15 protein-coding genes are annotated in these 20,755 nt (G+C 46.1%); 11 read left to right on the forward strand and 4 right to left on the reverse strand.

From position 1 onward, the window contains the following. The first annotated feature begins 19 nt into the window (after nt 1–19). The 6 genes from G8759_RS00175 to G8759_RS00200 all read left to right on the forward strand — a co-directional run bounded on the left by G8759_RS00175 (nt 20) and on the right by G8759_RS00200 (nt 7,367). Nucleotides 20–604, forward strand: coding sequence for a 5-formyltetrahydrofolate cyclo-ligase (locus tag G8759_RS00175; RefSeq protein ID WP_167204166.1), 585 nt, complete (start codon nt 20–22; stop codon nt 602–604). A 111-nt stretch (nt 605–715) separates the two neighbouring features. Further along, nucleotides 716–1,729 (forward strand): aspartate-semialdehyde dehydrogenase, encoded by a 1,014-nt coding sequence (locus G8759_RS00180; RefSeq protein WP_162388916.1) that lies wholly within the window; start codon nt 716–718, stop codon nt 1,727–1,729. 109 nt (nt 1,730–1,838) lie between these two features. Next, nucleotides 1,839–2,609, forward strand: a complete 771-nt coding sequence (locus tag G8759_RS00185; protein ID WP_167204168.1) for an ABC transporter ATP-binding protein — start codon at nt 1,839–1,841, stop codon at nt 2,607–2,609. Between the two features lie 57 nt (nt 2,610–2,666). After that, complete coding sequence (locus tag G8759_RS00190) at nt 2,667–4,334, forward strand: ABC-2 family transporter permease (RefSeq protein ID WP_167204170.1); 1,668 nt, start codon at nt 2,667–2,669, stop codon at nt 4,332–4,334. Between the two features lie 59 nt (nt 4,335–4,393). Further along, the gene (locus tag G8759_RS00195) at nt 4,394–6,013 is read left to right on the forward strand and encodes a Na+/H+ antiporter (protein ID WP_167204172.1); all 1,620 of its coding nucleotides are present in this window, start codon (nt 4,394–4,396) and stop codon (nt 6,011–6,013) included. Nucleotides 6,014–6,923: 910 nt separating this feature from the next. Next, nucleotides 6,924–7,367, forward strand: a complete 444-nt coding sequence (locus tag G8759_RS00200) for a hypothetical protein (protein ID WP_167204174.1) — start codon at nt 6,924–6,926, stop codon at nt 7,365–7,367. Nucleotides 7,368–7,567: 200 nt separating this feature from the next. On the opposite strand, the gene G8759_RS00205 is transcribed toward G8759_RS00200, so the two are convergent. Continuing rightward, nucleotides 7,568–7,792: a hypothetical protein gene (locus G8759_RS00205; RefSeq protein WP_167204176.1), complete on the reverse strand. Its 225-nt coding sequence runs from the start codon at nt 7,790–7,792 to the stop codon at nt 7,568–7,570. 274 nt (nt 7,793–8,066) lie between these two features. Between G8759_RS00205 and G8759_RS00210 the strand changes: the two genes are divergently transcribed. Beyond that, nucleotides 8,067–10,583: a PAS domain-containing sensor histidine kinase gene (locus G8759_RS00210; protein WP_167218579.1), complete on the forward strand. Its 2,517-nt coding sequence runs from the start codon at nt 8,067–8,069 to the stop codon at nt 10,581–10,583. A gap of 105 nt (nt 10,584–10,688) precedes the next feature. Next, nucleotides 10,689–11,132 (forward strand): response regulator, encoded by a 444-nt coding sequence (locus G8759_RS00215; RefSeq protein WP_167204178.1) that lies wholly within the window; start codon nt 10,689–10,691, stop codon nt 11,130–11,132. A gap of 71 nt (nt 11,133–11,203) precedes the next feature. On the opposite strand, the gene G8759_RS00220 is transcribed toward G8759_RS00215, so the two are convergent. Together G8759_RS00220 and G8759_RS00225 are read right to left on the reverse strand one after the other, a co-directional pair. Then, nucleotides 11,204–11,989: a class I SAM-dependent methyltransferase gene (locus G8759_RS00220; RefSeq protein ID WP_232074080.1), complete on the reverse strand. Its 786-nt coding sequence runs from the start codon at nt 11,987–11,989 to the stop codon at nt 11,204–11,206. 1,248 nt (nt 11,990–13,237) lie between these two features. Continuing rightward, nucleotides 13,238–13,885, reverse strand: a complete 648-nt coding sequence (locus G8759_RS00225; protein WP_167204182.1) for an arginine-tRNA-protein transferase — start codon at nt 13,883–13,885, stop codon at nt 13,238–13,240. Between the two features lie 439 nt (nt 13,886–14,324). On the opposite strand from G8759_RS00225, the gene G8759_RS00230 reads away from it, so the two are divergent. The 3 genes from G8759_RS00230 (at nt 14,325) to G8759_RS00240 (ending at nt 19,064) form a co-directional block, all read left to right on the forward strand. Next, nucleotides 14,325–15,479 (forward strand): serine hydrolase, encoded by a 1,155-nt coding sequence (locus tag G8759_RS00230; protein ID WP_167204184.1) that lies wholly within the window; start codon nt 14,325–14,327, stop codon nt 15,477–15,479. 271 nt (nt 15,480–15,750) lie between these two features. Next, on the forward strand, nt 15,751–16,656 hold the full coding sequence (uvsE, locus tag G8759_RS00235; protein WP_167204186.1) for a UV DNA damage repair endonuclease UvsE: 906 nt from the start codon (nt 15,751–15,753) through the stop codon (nt 16,654–16,656). 389 nt (nt 16,657–17,045) lie between these two features. After that, on the forward strand, nt 17,046–19,064 hold the full coding sequence (locus tag G8759_RS00240) for a M13 family metallopeptidase (RefSeq protein ID WP_167204188.1): 2,019 nt from the start codon (nt 17,046–17,048) through the stop codon (nt 19,062–19,064). Between the two features lie 140 nt (nt 19,065–19,204). Here the strand turns inward: G8759_RS00240 and G8759_RS00245 are convergent, their stop codons facing one another. Continuing rightward, nucleotides 19,205–20,755 (reverse strand): glucuronyl esterase domain-containing protein, encoded by a 1,551-nt coding sequence (locus G8759_RS00245; RefSeq protein ID WP_167204190.1) that lies wholly within the window; start codon nt 20,753–20,755, stop codon nt 19,205–19,207.

The following is a 20,755-nucleotide window of genomic DNA, read 5'->3' on the forward strand; positions in this document are numbered from 1 at the left end:
GGTTAACGTGACCTGCCGTATGACAAAAGCTGAACTACGTCGCTACTACCTTGGTCTGCGAAAAGCGTTGCCAGCAGCAGCGATTGAAGCCCGAAGTCAAAAAATCTGCCAGCACTTTTTTAATCAGAACTGGATGGATGGTAACATTACTGTCCATACTTTTTTACCCATCCTATGCCAGAATGAGGTCAATACCTGGCCGATTATTCATCGGCTCTGGGCCGACTTTCCGGCGGTTCGGGTTATTGCTTCTGTAACCGACACAAAGGCCCATCATCTTACTCATTACGAGCTTACACCCAATACGGTTTTAGTCGAAAATCGCTGGGGCATTCCCGAGCCTGTTTCCGACCAATCATTAGCTATTAAGGCCGACAGTATCGACATAGTCCTTGTACCACTCCTGGCCTTTGATCAAAGCGGCCACCGGGTTGGCTATGGAGGTGGCTTCTACGACCGTTTTCTGGCCAACTGCCGACCCGATTGCCTGACCGTTGGTTTATCATTAGCAGAACCGGTCGATCCTATTGATGGAATCGAGCAAACTGATATTCCACTAGCAGTCTGCATTACACCGGAACAAGTCTGGTTTTTTTCTAAATAATTATACTGTGCCTCAAACTTTTACCGTACTTTTGCACTCCAAAATGTAGTGCGGGCGAAGAACCCGCTTTTTATTAACCAGTTAAAAGCGGGGTTCTCCCGCGTTAAAAGCATGAAAATCGCAGTCGTTGGAGCCACGGGCCTGGTCGGTGGCGAAATCCTGAAGGTTCTGGAAGAACGTAACTTCCCGGTATCAGAACTTATTCCTGTTGCTTCCGAGCGGTCGGTTGGTAAACAGGTGGAGTTCAAGGGTAAACCATACACGGTCGTTAGCTTCGAGGATGCCATTGCAGCCAAACCTGCCATTGCGATTTTCTCGGCGGGTGGCAGCACATCGCTGGCATTGGCTCCTAAATTTGCCGAAGCCGGTATTACCGTTGTCGATAACTCGTCGGCATGGCGTATGGACCCGACCAAAAAACTGGTCGTTCCTGAAATCAACGCAAACACGCTGACCCCCGAGGATAAAATCATTGCCAATCCAAACTGCTCGACCATTCAGATGGTGGTTGCGCTGAAACCCCTGCATGACCGTTATACCGTTAAGCGGGTTGTAGTATCGACTTACCAGTCGGTGACGGGTACGGGCAAAGCGGCTGTTGATCAACTCTTTGCTGAACGTAATGGCGATGATAGCGTTGCCAAAGTATACCCGCACCCGATCGACCTGAACGTATTGCCGCACATCGATGTGTTCCTCGATAATGGCTATACGAAAGAGGAGATGAAAATGGTCAATGAGACCAAAAAAATCATGGGCGACGACTCCATTCAGGTCACAGCTACCACGGTACGTATCCCGACCATTGGCGGCCATTCTGAAGCGGTGAATATTGAGTTCGAGAATGACTTCGAACTGGAAGAAGTCGTTGAGTTGCTGCGGAATGCAGAAGGCGTTATTGTACAGGATGATCCGAAAAATAAAGTGTATCCAATGCCGCTGACAGCGCACGGGAAAGATGAAGTTTTCGTGGGTCGTATCCGTCGTGACGAGAGCCAGCCCAAGACGCTGAACATGTGGATCGTGGCCGACAACCTTCGTAAAGGAGCGGCAACAAACGCCGTTCAGATCGCCGAATATTTACTGAAACATAATCTGGTGGAAGCAGGCGAAGTAGTAGCGTAACCATTCTTCCCGGCTAATTACCCAAAGTCCCGTTCGGTTTGCTACCGGGCGGGACTTTTTGCGTATCTTCAATACCTGTTAACAAAATGATACCCTACTGCCCAGTTCTATGGACCAAGTCATTCAACTCCAGAACCTTAATAAATCGTACGGTTCGACCCCCGTTCTTAAAGGCATCGATCTAAGCGTATCGGCTGGTCAGGTAGTAGGCTACATTGGTCCGAATGGCGCCGGAAAATCGACTACCATCAAGATTCTGATCGGTATGTTACCCGATTATTCAGGCGAGGCTACCGTACTTGGCATGGACGTGAAGACCCGTGCGATCGACATCAAACGCCGGATTGGTTATGTTCCAGAGAATGCTGCTTTGTATGATACGCTTACTCCCATGGAATACCTGCAATTCATTGGCCAGTTATACGAACTGGACACCGCTCATATTGAACGCAAAGCCCTTGAACTACTTCGTCTGTTTCAGTTAAGCGATCATGTCGAAGCTCGGATGAGTACCTTTTCGAAAGGTATGCGCCAGAAAGTGCTGCTTATTTCGGGACTGCTCCATAACCCGGATGTTATCTTTCTGGACGAACCATTGTCGGGCCTGGATGCCAATGCGGTTGTGCTGGTTAAAGAAATTATCCGCCAGCTTGCCAACAGTGGCAAAACTATTTTCTATAGTTCGCACATTATGGATGTTGTTGAGAAGATTTCCGATCGGATCATCATTATTAATCAGGGGCAGATCATCGCGGATGGCACCTTCGCCGAGCTACAGCACCAGCGCCCCGAATCACTCGAACAACTATTCGCCGAGCTTACAGGGAGCGACGGCCAAACGAGCGTGGCCGAAGAGTTTATTCATACGCTTAAGCTTTAAGATACTGGATTCTGATCGCAATCCTGCGAAGTTCAGTGTCCAACCTTCTCTACCTGCATGACCACTATCATTCTCTGGCTTCTTGACCGACTAAAGCCACTGTTCCAAACAATGGGTGCCGACTATGGCCAATTGCGCGCCATTGTACAGGTAAAGCTGACAATGGACAATCGCCGAAACAGTATTACGCTCGGTCGTTATGGCAAATCATCCGCAGAGAGTACGAATACATTCACGCGTATTCTGGCCATCTATGCCTTCATCGGTGGCCTGATCAGCCTAGGTATGCTGGCAACTCCTGATAAAGACCGGCTATTTTTCCCGCTTACCCTTCAGTTTTCCTACATCATGGCCTTATGCGCCATGACACTTATTTCCGACTTCTCATCGGTCATTCTCGATTCGTCCGACAATCAGATTATTCTACCCCGACCCGTGAGCAGCCGTACGCTCTGGCTGGCCCGTGTAGTGCATATAACCAGCTATTTGTTTGCTATCGCCCTGTCGCTGTCGGTAGTTGCTATCCTGTTCATTGGCTATCGTTTCGGAGCGATTGCGGGATTACTGTTTTTAGTAATGAGCCTCCTATCGGCCGTGCTGATGGTATTTCTGACCAACATCTTCTATTTGTTGCTCATGCGATTTATCAGTGAGGAGAAGCTACGGGAAGTCATCAATTATTTTCAGATAGTGATGGCAGTGCTGTTTTATGGAGGCTATCAGTTTCTGCCCCGTCTGATCGGTACCGAAGTTTTGACGCAAACTTTTGCCATTCAATGGTGGCATTATCTGGTTCCGCCCATGTGGATGGCGGGCACCATCGAAATTGTCATTCAACCCATTCTGGATTCCACACACCTGGTTTTTGCGGTTCTGGCCATCGTCACGCCCATTCTGGGTTTGTGGTTTATGAACCGGTTCCTGACAACCAATTTCACGCAGAAGCTTGGCAGTATGGATCAGGAAAGCCAGCCTGTTCCGTTGGCGACCTCAACGCAAACAAGTCAACCGGGTAGAGTAGCCTGGATCGACAAGCTATCGGCCTGGTTTACGGACAACGCGCTCGAACGGGCTGCTTTTGCCTTTACGTGGCGTATAACTGGTCGCGATCGTAAATTCAAGCTTAAGACTTACCCACAACTGGGGTTCGGTCTGGCCTATGTTATTGTTATGTCGCTTCAGGGGTCCAGCTTTGGCTCAAGTGGTTTTTTCTATCTGTTTGCCCTTTATTTTGCGGGTTTGTATGTAATGGTGGCTCAGTATCAACTAAGTGTTTCTGATAACTACCGGGCCTCCTGGATATACGGCAGCGCACCAATACAAACGCCCGGCGATCTCTTGTCTGGCTCACTAAAAGCCCTTATTATCAAGCTACTGCTCCCATTTTATAGCCTACTGGCAAGCTACATTCTCTATCGCTACGGAATCGATAAAATTAGTGATGTATTACTAGCGTTCAGCAATTCATTGGTCATGCTCATAAGCGCGGCTCTGTTATCGAGCCGCTACATGCCATTTTCTACCGCACAGGACGCCCTAAAACAAAGCAACACCGCTCGCGGCTTACTGACCAGTCTTGTTTTAGGACTTGTTGGATTCTCCCATTATGGTTTAACCTACATTCCATACGGCACCTGGATTGCGCTCCCCTTGTCTGTGCTTACCTTCTGGATTTTACTTCGATACTACAGACAAACGGATTGGAGCCAGATTATGATGGGATGAAGCCAGTTAAGCATTGACCGAAAAAGTTGTTTCACTTTCTGTCACCTCCCGATCGTATTATGCCAGGACACCTTCAAAGCCTTATCCTCCTTTGTCTGGGACTTACTTTTTGTGTTTCGTTACTGGTTGTTCTCGCCCAAAAGCTGAAGATCGCCTATCCCGTATTTCTGGTACTGGCTGGCCTGCTTGTCAGTTTTGTGCCAGCCATCCCAGCCATTCATATTGACCCTGAGCTAGTTTTTCTGGTCATTCTACCACCGATTTTATTTGATGCTGCCCAGAATATGTCGCTGAAAGCCTTATGGAAGTGGCGCAGAATTATCAGCGTATTGGCTTTAGGCTATGTATTGGCAACCGCTACCGCCGTCGCCTTTGTGAGTCATTGGCTCATTCCTGGATTTACCTTGAGTCAGGGATTTCTGCTGGGCGCAATTATTTCGCCCCCCGATGCGGCTGCAGCTGTTTCCGTCTTAAAATTCACGAAGCTCCCCAAAGGTGTTGTTTCTGTTTTAGAGGGAGAAAGCCTGCTGAATGATGCCACTAGCCTGACCTTATTTCGATTTGCGCTGGCGGCTATTACTACTCATCAATTCGTTTGGTACGAAGCGGTAACCGGGTTTGCGCTCGTCGTCATTTCGGGTATTGGTATCGGCCTGGCGTTTGGTCTGTTATCCTATGCCATTTATAAATGGCTACCGACCAATGCCAATCTGGATGTTGCCTTTTCAATCGTGCTTCCTTACCTGATGTATATTACAGCCGAAGCAGTCCATTCTTCGGGTGTACTGGCTGTGGTTAGTGGCGGCTTGTTCATTGCCTACCAGATTCACTTTGTTTTTCCCCACCAGAGCCGTCTGAAAGCTGCGGCTCTCTGGTCGTCGGTTGTCTTTATCCTCAACGCCGTCGTCTTCTTTTTGATCGGCCTTCAACTGACCGAAATCACCGCGTCGATCCAGAACATGTCTATATGGACAGCCCTCAACTATGCCTTAGTTGTTACCTTCGTTGTCATTATTGTTCGAATGATTTCCGGCTTTACCAGTACGGTCTTTACCCGCTACATAAGTCGGTTTATAACGGTTGCCCAGAGCAGGCCAGGCTGGCGAAACCCAGTTGTAGCCGGTTGGGTAGGCATGCGGGGCGTGGTTTCGCTAGCTTCGGCCTCAGCGATTCCATTGCTGTTGCCCAATGGACAGCCATTTCCAAACCGTCCTCTTTTTCTCTTTATCACGTTTGTGGTCATCATCGTCACGCTTGTCGGTCAGGGGCTTACGCTACCCTGGGTAATCAGGCGGGTCAAGCCTAAAGAATTAGCGGATGCCAAATCAGATGATCAGCAACGATTAGAGATCGATTTGTCCCTCTATAAAGCTGCTTTTGACGAATTGCAGTCCGTCTATCAGGCTGATATTGAAGAAAGTGTTCTGCTTCAGCACCGGGTTCAGTTTATAAAGCACAAATTACACCTGTTAAAGGAAGCCAATAGTGATGATGGCACTAGACAACAGGCAATTCTCCTGCTCGGTCACTTCCAAAAAATCATGCTGAATGTGACCGAACAGGAGCGTAAAAAGCTACATTCATTTCGTAGACTGCCAGATTATGACGACGATGTAATTCGATTAGTCGAGCACCGGCTTGATTTGGAAGAAGAGCTGTTGGAAGGAGATGGCGAGTAGGTTGATGCTTCCCGGTTTTCTTGTTTCAGGCGGATTCACTATATCCTGCCGATGGAAAGTGTCGATGAGATTGATTTGATCGTTATTCCAGCATAAAAAATGGCGTTATTGAAATTCTGAAAGGCCGTTTCCTCATCGGTTCAGGTTGATTCAGACTTTCCAGGCCGGAAAACGTTAAGGATGGATTGATTTACTCAACGTTCTGACAAACATTTATAGCCGACTGCTTTAACAGTCGGCTATTTTAGTGATGGCGAAACTGCTCATTTACCTGATGAACCGCAAAAACGATAGTTTCGGTCTCTCAGTTACGCTCCGTGATTTACGGTCTGCCGATACATTGGTAAACTACCGAAAATCGTAGTATCGGCGGCCGTCTCATTGAACCCTCAACATAAGTGTAATGCAGTTTATACTTAGGAGTTTATCTTTTTTTGGTTGTAGCACTTTAACCACGAATTCGATAACCATAAGAAAAGCATACAATACAAAGGAAAGCCGATAATTTGCACGTATTGGCCTTTTCCTACAGCCAGCCACATGGAAATGTCAGCCAGCCCGTAAATCAGTAATGGTATAATGATAAGCAGGCTGGTAAAGATGGAGTCAATAGCATATTTCATAGTACTGAAAGAAACCTTTGTAGCTTCTTTGTAATCAACTTAACACTACTTCGACGCTATTAATTTAAGAAAGTACAATAATTATTGTATCTACATGAATTGCCATTACCATGCTATATCAACTTTTCATTTAAATCCCTGACTATCCTTAGTTTACAAAAATTTAGAAATTTATTGAAGCTTCTTTCGAAAGGAAATTTCATCAAACCCGAAGTAGTTCATAGGATCGTTTATAGTGGTTATAACTGTTCTTTCGTTTCCGTACTGAACACATTCCTAAAACACAGATGGCCACGAGTAAACTTCTAACCAGCCTTTGTCTTGCATCGGCAGTCGGTATTACCAGCTGTGTTAGTAACAGGATAGTTCTGCCTGAACCTGCACAGACTATTTCCGGCACCTATGAAGCCCAAGCTAACAATGCCGTAGTTCCTATTCAAGGGGAAACGTTTCGGCTAACAATCGAACGTGTAGCTACGGATCGGGTGGACGTGGCGTTGGTAGCCACAGTTAATGGTCAACTTGGCGACAGCCTTGTTTACAAAAGTGCTCAGGTAGGCCAGCAGGTCATCAGAACAGATCTTCAGGGAGGATGTGTAAGCTACAGTATAAAGCTCATCTCAACCAGAGCAGTGGGTTTACTGACAATGACTTGTGAAGAAATTAATGTATTTCAGTACAAGATGGATGGCCAGCAGGGAACAGAATCACTCAAATTCAGGAAGCTATAATTTTCTATAGTCTTAGCTGCGCCAAGCCGCCGGGTTTAAATATAAAGTATTATTGTATTTGTCGGAATCTTATGTAGCAAAAGATCATATTGTACAGATATCGGTCTATACTTACATATTCGAATAGTACATAACTAAATCAAATAGGTCCTTCAGACTAATAGACTACCCCAGTCAAATAGCTGATTCAGCTGTGCTTGCTACAGGGCTGACTTGATAGCTCTGATCGCTTTCACAAAGGTGAACTGGGATGATAGCCCGCCATAGTTAAGCCCGTCGGCCGATTCGGGATATAGCGCTTCATTATAAATTGCCCCATCGGGCAACTCAAAACGAACCTGCATTGGCTTGTCCAGCATCACCCGGCCGTCGTCGTGTAGGTAGGCCGTAATGGTAATGCCATCCTGGGTTTCTGTCTTTTCCATGATGTGGTGAGAGTACTTTATAACCAGCCTGGCACAGGCTTTGTTTATAGGCTACTTTCGTCAAAACATTTCGCTCATTTACCGAGTCTATCATATTTCAGTAGTAAGCCATTATAGTTTGAAATAAACCTTTCTTCTATCAGGAAATAATCGCCGAAATCGGTGGCTTGTACATAAACCAGAATAGGTACACTCCTGGAAGATTAGCTCTATTTTTACCTTGGAAACCGCAGCTACAAATACAAACTATCCGTTTTTAAGAGGGGGTGGTGAGATGGGTGAACTTACCCGTCAGTACAATTGGGAACAGACCGCAATCGGTACACCAGACCAATGGCCTCAAAGCCTGAGAACTACCCTGAGTATTATTCTAAATTCAAAATTCCCCATGTTTTTGTTTTGGGGAGAGCAACATCTTTGTTTTTATAATGACGCCTATCGCCCAAGCCTGGGGAAGGAAGGTAAGCACCCCGATGCACTTGGTTGGCCAGGTGCCCAGGTTTGGCCAGAAACATGGCCTATTATTAAACCGTTGATAGATCAGGTACTTGCTGGTGGAGAAGCCACCTGGAGTGAGGATCAGCTTATACCGATCTACCGAAATGGGGAGCTTGACGATGTTTACTGGACATTTAGTTACAGCCCCGTTATTGACGAATCGAATCGTATTGCAGGCGTGTTTGTTACGTGCACCGAAACCACTCAAAAAGTAACGAATTTAAAGCACCTTGAAGAAAGTAATCAACAATTGACATTTGCCATTGAGGCCACTGAATTAGGCACCTGGGATCTGGACCCAATCACGAATAGATTTACCGCCAATGCCCGTTTGAAACACTGGTTTGGCCTACAACCCAACGATGAGATTGAACTGCCTTTAGCGATCAACGCAATTGCAGAAAGAGATAGACAACGGGTAGCAGAAGCAATTAACGATGCCCTGCACTATGGATCAGGGGGTCGATATGACATTGAATATACAATCGTTCATCCAGCAACTCAGCAGGAGCGGTTTATAAAGGCAAAAGGAAAAGCATGGTTCACGGAGGCTCAAAAAGCTTACCGATTTAATGGTACCTTACAGGATATAACCGAACATAAAAGAGCGGAACAAGCCTTAATCGAAAGTGAGCAAACCCTGCGCAGTCTGGTGGCCAGCGCGCCATTTCCTATTGGTGTCTATGTAGGCCGCCAAATGCGCATTCAGCTAGCCAATCAGTCGATTATCAATATATGGGGGAAGGGTAATGATGTCGTTGGGAAACTCTATTCGGAGATATTACCCGAACTAGCCGATCAGCACATCTACTCTCAGTTAGACAGTGTTTATACAACGGGTATTGCTTTCCATGCCAGGAATCAGCGCGTAGATATTCAGGTAAATGGTACATTACAGCCCTTTTACTTCAATTATAGTTTCACTCCTCTTTATGATGCAGATGGCCAGATATATGGTGTAATGAACACGGCCGCCGAAATAACAGATCTGATACTGGTCAAGCAGAGCCTGGAAAAAAGCGAACAACGCTTGCGGGGTGCCATCGAACTGGCCGAGCTGGCTACCTGGAGCCTAGATATTCAAACCGGCACGTTTCATTATTCGGACCGTTTTATGAAATGGCTCGGCTTTTCAGAAAGCACCAAGGACCTGGAAGCAGCCTATAACCCCTTACCAGACGAGTACAGACAGTCTGTTGCAGATGCTATAGCTGCTGTCATTCAGCCCGGCTCATCTGGTTTTTATGATAATGAACATCCCATCATTAACCGACTTACGGGTCAAATACGCATTATTCACGCTCAGGCACAGGTTTTCACTGATTCAGACGGAAATCCGGCTGTACTAAGTGGTACAGCACAAGACGTTACCGAGCACCGTCGAATTCAGTTAGCGCTGGAACAGCAAATCCAGCAGCGGACTGAGGAACTTGAAACCGCCAATGAAGAATTAGCGGCAACAAATGAGGAGTTAGCAGCTACCAATGAGGAGCTTACGGCCGTTAATGAAGAAGTTGCTTCTGTTAACATCGGACTTGAAGAGTCCAATCAACTGCTTACCCGCTCTAATGAAAATCTGGAGCAGTTCGCCTACATTGCCTCTCACGACTTACAGGAGCCATTACGTAAAATCCAACAATTCAGCGATTTACTAAAGTCTCGCTACATCAGTTCCCAGGGCGAAGAACTGGCTTATCTGGAACGGATGCAGTCGGCAGCCAGCCGCATGTCGATGCTGATAAAAGACTTATTGGCTTTTTCCCGCATTTCAATCCGTCACGTATCAGAGACTTCGGTATCACTAACCAGCGTTATTGATCAGGTACTGGAAAATTTATCGGTAGCCATTGAAGAAAGTAATGCTCAAATCCAGATTGGCACCTTACCCAGTGTGCAGGGTGATGCTCTGCAATTAGAGCAGCTCTTTCAGAATCTATTGTCCAATGCCCTCAAATTCAGTCGTCGCGAACCGGCAGCCGGGATTTTACCCCAGATTAACGTAATTGCCTATTATGTGATGGCTACCGACCTCCCTCCTTCGATAAAACCTACCAAGCAGGCAACAATTTACTGTCGTATTGAGGTAGTCGATAATGGTATTGGCTTTGAGGATAAATATGCAGATCGCATCTTTCAGGTATTTCAACGCCTACATGGTCGAAATGAATTTGCGGGCACAGGAGTAGGTTTAGCCATTTGCCAAAAAGTAGTCGATAACCATGGTGGAGCTATCACGGCTAGCAGCCAACCCGGCCAGGGAGCTACCTTTAGTGTGTATTTACCGCTACAATAGATTGGCGAAATTGTATAATAGACGCAATTCTGTTCGTTTCAACTAGCATGATCTATCTCATTTTGTTCACATTACGTATTTTTTAGCGCTTACAACTAATCCTTTATGCAGAAATCGTTGTTTCCCATTCTACTCGTCGATGATGACCCGCTGGTTGCAGAAGTTCTTGAGCGAGCTGCCAAAACTAATTTTCCAGAGGCATCCTTCATTCACATCACTAGTTTCGAAGACGCCAAGTTATATATTGATAACCTGGAGGGAAAAGGTCCGAAACTCGTTTTGCTGGATATAGACTTAAAAGACAAGGTAGATGGGTTAGATTTTCTGGCCTTATTACGAGCCCACCCCAAAGGTCGTTTATTACCCGTGGTCATGCTATCGGCCCGTAAAACGGCTAAGTTAGTTGAGCGTGCTTACATATTTGGCGCTTCTTCCTTTACGATTAAGCCTTTTAGTTATGCCGACTGGAAAACCTATTTGAGTAACTTACGAACCTACTGGTTTGAGACCGTTACCCTGCTTGAGGTTAGACATGAAAAGGAAAATTAACGGGCAGGAAAAGATCCGAACGCTTCATTGAGATCTGATTGAGGCAGACCGCGTCTCACGGTCTGCAAATCTTATCGTTTATAGGCGACGACAATATCCTGAAAAGTAGCGGTATTTCTTCGTCCGCACCAACTGCCAGGATAGATAAAATTTTGAGCCGATAAGCCGTAGCGCCCCAGCATAGTCTGTATGGTAAACTGGTCGAAGGCTGTACCCAAATCCGGATCTTCTAAACTAAAAACATACCGACCATCTAACTTATATTGAAAATTATAGGTGCTATTTTCAGTCTTCATAAGTCGACGCGATTGGTCATTCAATAAAAAGAAGGTCGAAAAACAGCGCCCGCCCGGCTTAAGCACCCGGCTGATTTCGGATAAATAATGGTCAACCTCCTGAACGGGCATATGCGTGAAAACCGAAGTCAGAAAAACAAAATCGAAGCTGTTATCGTCGAAAGGAAATCGGTAATTATAAGCCTGATAATTTCCCGATGGATTATAGTGGCTGTTGTAGATATCTGCCACTTGAAAATTGAAATTATCAAAGCGGGGTGTAATGTTATGTAAGCACCAATCGATTCCATGCCCGACTATATCGAACCCTTCATAACGACCAGGGGCAGTGAGATAATTGGTCAAAGGAACAGCCATCCGCCCAATACCACAACCTACATCTAATACCGATTCTTGTGGCTTTAATCCACCGATGTTAATAAAATGTCGTTTAAACTCCTGGCCTACTACTTTATAATCTCCAGCGCCAATAAAAATTCTGGAACGAGGTGGAGTCAAAACATCACGGAATCCCAGCAGTAATTCGCCGTAATCAATTGCGCTCGTGTAAGCCTGTTTCATTGGCTTTTTCAAGAATTGTGGAAGCAGTTGCGTTAACATATAGTATTAGTATAAAAAAAGTTCGATAGCAGGTTTATAGTAAAGCGGTAAAAAAGTTAAAGCCGTGTTGATAAAAGTTATGGCCGAAACTAAAAATGCCCCGATCTGATGGCGTGAAAGCAGATCGGGGCATTATCTATTTTTTTTATTGACGCCTAGACTACAAAAAAAGCCGGTGCTCGATAACTAGTTATCGAGCACCGGCTTTTTATTTCTTTTACAGCTTAATACTTAATCTTTCTGTTTCTGTGGGACAATGAGGTCTGAATGGCTTTCCAGGCTTGAGTCTTCAGTTTTTGGTGGAGCTCCTTGTCCCTGGGCACAAACGTTTGACTGCGGTCCTGACCACTGGCGGCCTTTAATTCCCAATAGTTCGAGTCCGAAGTATCAGGTATGGCTGTGTATGTATCTTGATTCATCCCCCTAATTTACGTCAATTACTGCCATAAATCACTATAAATTTGTTAATGCACCCTTTATATTACTATTTTTTATGTTTTTTCTTGTCAAATACACAGATAAAAAAGCTAAAATAGCCACGATTTCAAGTAATGCTCAGGTAATGATTATTCTGCGGCCAGACGTTGTTAACCAACTGCACTGCACTCGTTTAAAATTTCCTGATACATATTTATTGATGTTTCCTGATGTGATCCAGAATAGACAAGTTGGCTTTATTTAATATAAAAGCCCTGCCCAGCAAATAGCCAGGCGGGGACCCGTATTCCTTCTAAAGTCCTATTTATACAAAAACAGACTTATGTGTCAGATGGGAAATAGCGCCTAATTCCCTATCCTTCCCGTATAAAATTGATTTTTCGGTAGTTAACCGTTCCATTCAAGGCAAGGATAAAATTCTGGCCTTACGATGAGCCCTGCTTTTTCTGTTACCTTTTGGTTTTTGTCCGTATCAATGAATACAACTACAGTTTTCTGATAAGGTATCGAACCTGGAGAATCAGCTACACCTGTCTAACCAGACATCAATGAACGGGAAGAAACGGTTTATCTTAATGTGTTTGATAGTAATACGGAATCAAGAGCGGATTAAGACTAAACCGTAGAATTTAATAAGTACGAGTACGTAAAACTGATTTATAATTGCATAAAATGCCTGGCTGATGGCCGGGCATTTTTGTGTCAGGTCATTGCGTCGATGATTTTCGCATCGACGCGATGACCTCTACCTTTTAATGGCAATAGTGATTATCAGGCTAATAAAGCAGTTATTGTTTCCCACGAGAAAGGTAGCCAGCTTCTCCTATTACTATCAAATACTTCGGTTGCTGCTTCGCAAGGGAATAATTTATAATCGAACTTAGGATAATTGCTAACTAAGTAACCAGGGTAGTAGTAAGCTTTATGCTGAAGTCGGGCATAATTAATTTTCTGTAGCATCAGGTATTTACCTAAGCTATGCTTTCGATAGGCAGGGTGGTAAAAGTTCATAATGCCAGCAATACTTTGTGAGCCATTGTCAAAGATCCCAGCTGCAATTAACTGATTTCTATCCCGCACTTCAATCACATACGTATCAAATGCATTATATGTATCGCCATCCAGCAAGCAGCTTTCTACAGAATTGGGAGCGTCAAAATTAATGGCACTTTTATATAGCGAATAAAGCGATTCTAATTCTTCGGTAAGAACGAAAGGCTTGACCTCGACCGAAAATTTCTCATTACTCCTAAGCAATCTAAGTTGCTTTGTTCCGTAGTCAACATTTGCCAGCGTAATACGCAACCAGTGAACCGAATAGAGCGCATTATCAAATAGCACAGAGTGGCAGGTAAAAATGTCCTGCTGCATCCGAAAATACCCCATACTCAGGCACAAGTCCAGCTTAGTTCCTTTCATCTTCTGGTGCGTATGATTCAGCGGTTGCTACTAGCGTTCAAATTAAATCTATATGTATTAAGAAGGCAAAGCCCAATGCCATGTCTTTTTGACCATTCACCAAACTAAACGATATAACGGGACAAAATGCAATCTTGGTTCACAGCTCAGTCTGGATTCCAGGCCAAATGGTCGGGTGGCAAAAAAAATGACTTTTACAGGCTTACAAAATGACAATATAAGCAGTACGCTTTAATAAACTCAGCAAAATAGCCTGTGCAAGTGTAGCAACTCCATCTAGCACGACCGTCGGCTGGTCGTCGATATACACCAGTTACACGTAGGACTACGCAGCAAAAAAAATCAGTAAAAATCGCCGTCAGGAAACGGATTTATGCGCTTGATAGGCTGCTGAGCAGCCGGTTACCTTTGTTCAGAACAAATCAAGACGACATCAACTGTGAAAACGTTTCCTATTTCAGCAGCCAGTTGGCTTGCCCTGATTGCCTTACTCAACGCCTGCCAACCAAACGCCGAAGTTGGTAAAAATGGTAAAACGCTCGACGTAGCCGCTTTGGCCGACGATATTGAAGCGCGTATCAAACCCGACGTGATGGGCTACCAAATCGTCGTTTTTGCCGATGGCTCGCTGCGGGCCTCCCGTGCCGGGGGCAATGCCCGTCAGGCTGCCGACGCCCCCGAGCGTAAGATGGGTGTGGGCGACAAAATCAATGTAGCCAGCGTGAGCAAAACCGTGACGGCTGCGGCTCTATTGCACGCCCTTAACGCCAAAACCATCAGCATTGATTCGCCCATGTGGTCATACCTGCCTAAACACTGGCCACTGCACAGCAGCATCAAAACGATTACGTTTCGACAACTCCTGGCCATGCGAAGTGGCTTTCCCAAAAATGTCCTTTCTGACTATGGGTCGTTGAAGGCAGCCATGGCTGTAGGAGCTACATCGTCACGGCTGAACTTTAGTTACCAGAATATGAACTTTGCCCTCATGCGGTTCCTGATCCCGAATGTGGCTGGTGGTTATTCGATGACGCCGATGCCCGACAATGCATCAGTCCAGAAAATCAACGAAGTCGAGCAGAAGCAGGCGCAGGAATACACCGATGCCTATATGAACTACTGCCAGGTAAACGTGTTTGATAAGATTGGCATTGCCCCCAACATGGCCTGCAAACCCACTGACACGAACCCGGCTCTGTGCTACAAATGGGCTGCGCCCAACGGAAAGGGCACCGATTGGGGCGACATGAGCTTAACTAACGGTGAGCGCGGCTGGAATATGTCGGCTCTGCAAATGGCTACGTTCATGAATGCGCTTCATAATACCTACAAGATCCTACCCAAACCCGTGGCTGATGCTATGCGCCGGGACACACTTGGCTACGACAATGCTAACATTTTAACCAACACAGGACTTAAATATATCAAGAAAAACGGGGGTTACCCAGCTTCTAACAACGCTGGCGAAGTGGGAGCGTGGCTCTTTGGTTTCGAAAATGAAGTCTACGTGGCCGTATTGGTCAACTCCGATCCAAAGCCCAACACAAGCGTATGGACCGACGTGGTAGCGGCTTTCGACGAATGGTACAAGTAATAGGGTTCTGATTAGTCAGCTGTTTGCTTTAGATAGGACTTAATAACCGGCCGACTGGTCAAAACCGGAGTAGTTTCAATCGTTTCAGAGCGAAGGCGGTGCTGCACATGCTCCCCGAATCCAGTAATAACCGGCTGACTGGATGGCACCGCCTATGTACTGAAATGTTATCACCACTATGATAGGAGAATGTTGCCATGCCGGGCAGAGGCTCTCGGACCAATCGGTAACAGGAAGATAACTAGAGCAGGTAGGTTTTAGTTAACCTAATATGACTCTTACACCATCAAACAGTGGGTATGCCTGTATCAATCTAAGCCTTCAGGCGGAAAAAATCACGACGAATCGGGGTATGATCCGAAAGACGTTTACCGAGCGGGGTATTGCCTATGCGTCTGAGCTTGCCTTAAAAAACGTTCAGGATTTATTGACAGTCGTAGACTGGAATCTTAAAAACGGCATCCGGCTATTCCGTATTTCGTCGGATTTGTTTCCCTGGGCGTCAGAATACCATCTTTCTGACCTACCCGATTTTTCCGACATCCGGGAAACTCTGGAAGAAATTGGCAGTCGCCCGATCCGATTAACGACACATCCCGGTCCGTTCAATAAATTGGCCGGTGAGGGGAAAGTTCTCGACAATACCATCAAAGACCTTGAATATCAATCGGAGGTATTCGATCTGATGGGTTTAGAACCCTCGCACTGGAACAAGATAAACATTCATGTGGGAGGTTCGTATGGCGACAAAATGGCAACGATGGCCCGTTTTTCTCAGAACTTCAATTTACTCTCTCAAAATCTGCGGGCTCGGCTAACCGTTGAGAACGACGATCGCCCAAGTCTGTATACAGTTGCCGATCTGGTGCTGATTTATGAACGTACCGGAATTCCGATTGTCTTCGATTATTTTCATCACTCGCTCAACCCCGGCACGCAAACCGAAGAAGAAGCCTTCCTGACAGCCTATGCTAGCTGGGATGTACGTCCTGTATTTCACTTTTCTGATTCCCGGCAGGAGCGTGAAGATCCTAAGGCCCGACGCGAAGCGCATGCCGATTGGCTCTACTCTCCGGTTAATACGTATGGTAAAGAGGTGGATATTGTTTTCGAGTGCAAAATGAAGGAACTGGCCTTGCTTCGGCTGCGGGATGGACTTTCTTTGGGGTTGATCTAGTTATCTTGCAATTGTTTACGTCAGGTATTTTCCGCCAGAATCGTAGCCTGTAGATAGTTCAAAAAACTACTTCAGTATCTTGTCTTTAAACCAATCCGACGATTTCGAGTTCGTTCTCAACTAAGCTGACTGGTTGTCATCTATGAATAGTTGTCACATACAACCATGATCAAACATAATTGAACCCAAACGACAAATAAATTTTGAACGCTGCTACTATCAATCACTTCGTGTGCTCTTATTGACTAGCTTTAGCGTTGCCCAGAAAGCAGAACTCATTCATAATCGTCGTAAAATTGTTTTTCCACTCACCCAATTTAAGTTGGTTCATTTATAATCCTGACGCGAATGAGTTAGTGTACGTTGGCTAACATCAATAAATAAGAACTATGAAAAGACTACTATGTATCTGTTTAATGCTGTTTTTGGCAGGCGCTTGTAAGCAAGCCTCGATTATGCATACGAAACGCGTAGTCATAACGGGAATAGACGCTTCCAAAAAGCCCGGAGATGATTTTTTTTCGTACGCCAACGCTATTTGGTATGATACCGCCCGGATACCGGCCAGCCAAACAGGTGTAGGTTCTTATTCCTTCATGAATTTCCCCCAACGCATACGGTTACAGGGGATTCTGGACAGCGTTTCGGCCGGTAATCATCCGGCAGGAAGTCTCGAGCAAAAGGTGGGCGATTTTTATGCGTCAGGAATGGATACGTCCGCCATTAATAAACGCGGGTATGAACCCCTCAAACCCCTGCTCGTCCGCATCGATGCCGTGACCGATGTTCCTTCGTTATTGACGTTGGTGGCTGAAGAACAAAAAGTAAGTGATAGGTCCATTATTGGTTTTTATGTAGGCCCCGACAACAGGCAGAGTACGATCAATATCGCTCAGTTTTCTCAAACCGGCATTGGCTTGCCGGAACGGGAGTATTATTTCAAAACCGACTCGTCAACCCTTTCGATTCAAAAAGCGTACCGAAACTATCTCACTCGCCTGTTTGAATTGACCGGGACTGATGCAACCACTGCGGAGAAAAACGCAACGGTCACCTACGACATTGAAAAACAATTGGCTACCGCCCATCGAACCAATATTGAACGCAGGGACGTAAAGGCGAACTATAATAAACTGGCGGTCGCTGATCTTGCGAAAAAACAGCCTACTCTAAACTGGACTACGTTGTTAAACAACTTAGGCCTAAAGGTTGATTCAGTCAACATAGCCCAACCGGCTTATTATGACAAGTTGAATACCCTGCTAACGTCCGTTTCCATCGATGATTGGAAAGTCTATTTAAAAGCGCATGCACTGACAAACTATTCGAATTTCTTAAGCCAACCGTTTGTGGATGCGTCTTTTGCCTATGCCAAAATTCTGACCGGGCAAGCGGTTAAGAAAACCCGGGCCGAAGATATGACCCAGGCAGTCGATGGCTCTCTCGGCGATGCGTTAGCCCAGTTATACGTAAAAAAATATTTTCCGGAAGAGGCCAGGAAACGGATAGCCGTTCTGGTCGATAATCTTAAAAAAGCATTTGAAGCCCGCATCAACAGGCTGGACTGGATGAGCGATTCTACCAAGGCAAAGGCGAAAGAAAAACTGTATGCCTTCTCTCAGAAAATCGGTTATCCTGATAAATGGAGAGATTATTCGAAGGCGGATATAAAAAGAGACGCTTATTTTGAAAACCGATTGTCGACAAATAAAAACGATTACCTCTACAGCCTGGCTAAAGTAGGGCAGCAGGTCGACAGAACCGAATGGCATACGACTCCGCCGACGGTAACTGCTTACAACAATCCTCCGCTCAATGAAATTGTTTTTCCAGCCGGGATCTTACAAGCTCCTTATTTCGACGTGAATGCCGATGATGCGCTTAACTATGGCGGCATCGGAATGGTGATTGGCCACGAAATAACGCACTCGTTTGACGATCAGGGCGCGCAGTATGATAAATACGGTAACGTGACCAACTGGTGGACCAAAGCCGACTATGCAAAATTCAAAGCGAGAACCCAGCAGGTGATTGATCAATACAACAAGTTTACCGTGCTGGATTCAGTGCATGTGAAAGGGGCCTTAACCGTGGGGGAAAACACCGCCGACATTGCTGGGGTTGCCATTGCCTACGATGCCTTTAAATTGACCGAACAAGGAAAAGACACGACGAAACTGGATGGCTTTACGCCCGATCAACGTTTCTTCATCTCGATAGCCAGGATATGGCGGGTAAAAACCAGGGATGCGTATATGGGTATGTATGTAAACACGAATCCGCACTCACCGGCAAGGTGGCGTGTGAATGGCCCCCTGATGAACTTCACACCATTTTACAGAGCATTTAATGTGCAACCGGGCGATAAAATGTATAAGCCTGAAAATGAGAGAATAACCGTTTGGTAGGGTTTCGCCTTAACGAATCGAGCAACCATAAGAAGGTATTCGGTAGCCATACGATCCAATCATTAGATCTAATGATTGGATCGTATGGCTAATTTAGAGACGTATCGACCTAAACTAACGCTCAATTGATTGGCTAAACCCTATTTGGCTGTCCGTTCATATTTTAGCAGTTTACTGGCCCAGGGGATGAAATACTGGAAATTAGGTGCATCCGTATGCCCACCATTGTGCTGCCGCCAGGCCAGTTCGCCGTCCGTCAGGCCGGTTAGTACGGGTGGCATTTTTTCGGTTGTATAATCGTCGCTAACTCCTAAGTCTTTTGCTCCCAGTAGTTTGAATACTGGTCCGGCGGCTACCGTAGCCTTATAGCTGCCGGTCTGGTCGAGCCATTTGGCATCACCTTTTTCTGGTATTCCATAGCTGACAAAGGTCGGGCGTGGGGCACATAGAGCCAGTAATTCGTGCGAGTCAACCGGGAGGTCGCAACCGGTCTTCCGGCCAAAGGACGACTCTTCAGTCGCGTATTTTAAGTAATTACCAGCCATCCAGTGATAACCTCCGCTGTTGGCAAGGCTTTCAACCGCTTCACCGAAAACCCGGCGCTGTAATGTCGTACCTCCTTTTCCCGATGAACCGATTAAAACCAGACCAAAACGCTGATCGAAGGCCATGGTTACCAAAGCAGCTTTCCCATAACGCGACACGCCTTCAATGCCAACCTGTTTGGCGTTCACCTGAGGTTCGGTTTCTAAATAGTCTAAGGCGCGGGATGCTCCCCATGCCCAGGCACGCAGGGCTCCCCAATCGTCGGGTTTACGGGCCTGACCTTTGTTCACTAACCCAATGATACCCCGTGTCAGACCGGCACCGTTATCGGCCTGAATACTGCTGGTTTCCAACATACAATACCCCCAGCCTGCCGCCAGCAGTTGTTCGGTCGGTGGCGAATCGCCGTTCGGGGCGGGTGCAAAGAAATTGGGGCCGGGTAACCTTGTGATAGGCGCATAAGCCGGATACCTGTCAAAAATGGCCTTCATCTCAGGATTTTGCCTGATCATCATCTCTTTGAATGTCGTATTGATTTTTTCCATGTCAGCGAGCGAAGGCTGTGCTGGAGCTGGCAAGGTTGGGGGTAGAAACCCGAACATCATCAAGACGGGTACCGGACCTTTCACGTTCTGCGGCAGAACCAATACCATGTTGATGTTCACGCTGATCAACGGATAGTCGCTATTATCGACCCGGCCAATCAGGTGTTTGGCTACTACCGGAATGCGGCCTACCAGTTCGTTGTCCGTAACTTTTGTTATCCAGGTTACTTTGGGTACGTTTTTAGGGACCCGGCCATACATTTCCTGCTCAAAACCCTCGATCAGTTCAGGGCGACGGATCTTCCACCACTGATCGGGCGTGGTTACTTTTTTCCCATTCTTCGTGGTCAGTACATCGGGTAACTGCGGACAGGGGTCGGCCTGAGCTTCGTCGTAATTCGCGTGATTAGGCTCTGATTCATTGGGACTTGGACCGGGCCTTAATTTTTTGATGCCCAGTTGCTGCATCATGTTGGCCTGATCCTGAATAGCCGTCCAGGTTTTAAGCGGAGGGTACTTGCTGCTGTCGATGACAACCTGCTGCGCTACGCTCCTGTAAGACAAAGCTATAGACAGTGCAAACACCAGGTATTTTTGCAT

Source organism: Spirosoma aureum (genome assembly GCF_011604685.1).
Lineage (GTDB): Bacteria > Bacteroidota > Bacteroidia > Cytophagales > Spirosomataceae > Spirosoma > Spirosoma aureum.

Bases quoted from the DNA above. Each gene is read 5' to 3' on its own strand.
- G8759_RS00175 (WP_167204166.1), top strand. From the start codon at position 20: ATGACAAAAGCTGAACTACGTCGCTACTACCTTGGTCTGCGAAAAGCG.
- G8759_RS00180 (WP_162388916.1), top strand. From the start codon at position 716: ATGAAAATCGCAGTCGTTGGAGCCACGGGCCTGGTCGGTGGCGAAATC.
- G8759_RS00185 (WP_167204168.1), top strand. From the start codon at position 1,839: ATGGACCAAGTCATTCAACTCCAGAACCTTAATAAATCGTACGGTTCG.
- G8759_RS00190 (WP_167204170.1), top strand. From the start codon at position 2,667: ATGACCACTATCATTCTCTGGCTTCTTGACCGACTAAAGCCACTGTTC.
- G8759_RS00195 (WP_167204172.1), top strand. From the start codon at position 4,394: ATGCCAGGACACCTTCAAAGCCTTATCCTCCTTTGTCTGGGACTTACT.
- G8759_RS00200 (WP_167204174.1), top strand. From the start codon at position 6,924: ATGGCCACGAGTAAACTTCTAACCAGCCTTTGTCTTGCATCGGCAGTC.
- G8759_RS00205 (WP_167204176.1), bottom strand. From the start codon at position 7,792: ATGGAAAAGACAGAAACCCAGGATGGCATTACCATTACGGCCTACCTA.
- G8759_RS00210 (WP_167218579.1), top strand. From the start codon at position 8,067: ATGGGTGAACTTACCCGTCAGTACAATTGGGAACAGACCGCAATCGGT.
- G8759_RS00215 (WP_167204178.1), top strand. From the start codon at position 10,689: ATGCAGAAATCGTTGTTTCCCATTCTACTCGTCGATGATGACCCGCTG.
- G8759_RS00220 (WP_232074080.1), bottom strand. From the start codon at position 11,989: ATGAAACAGGCTTACACGAGCGCAATTGATTACGGCGAATTACTGCTG.
- G8759_RS00225 (WP_167204182.1), bottom strand. From the start codon at position 13,885: ATGAAAGGAACTAAGCTGGACTTGTGCCTGAGTATGGGGTATTTTCGG.
- uvsE (WP_167204186.1), top strand. From the start codon at position 15,751: ATGACTCTTACACCATCAAACAGTGGGTATGCCTGTATCAATCTAAGC.
- G8759_RS00240 (WP_167204188.1), top strand. From the start codon at position 17,046: ATGAAAAGACTACTATGTATCTGTTTAATGCTGTTTTTGGCAGGCGCT.
- G8759_RS00245 (WP_167204190.1), bottom strand. From the start codon at position 20,755: ATGCAAAAATACCTGGTGTTTGCACTGTCTATAGCTTTGTCTTACAGG.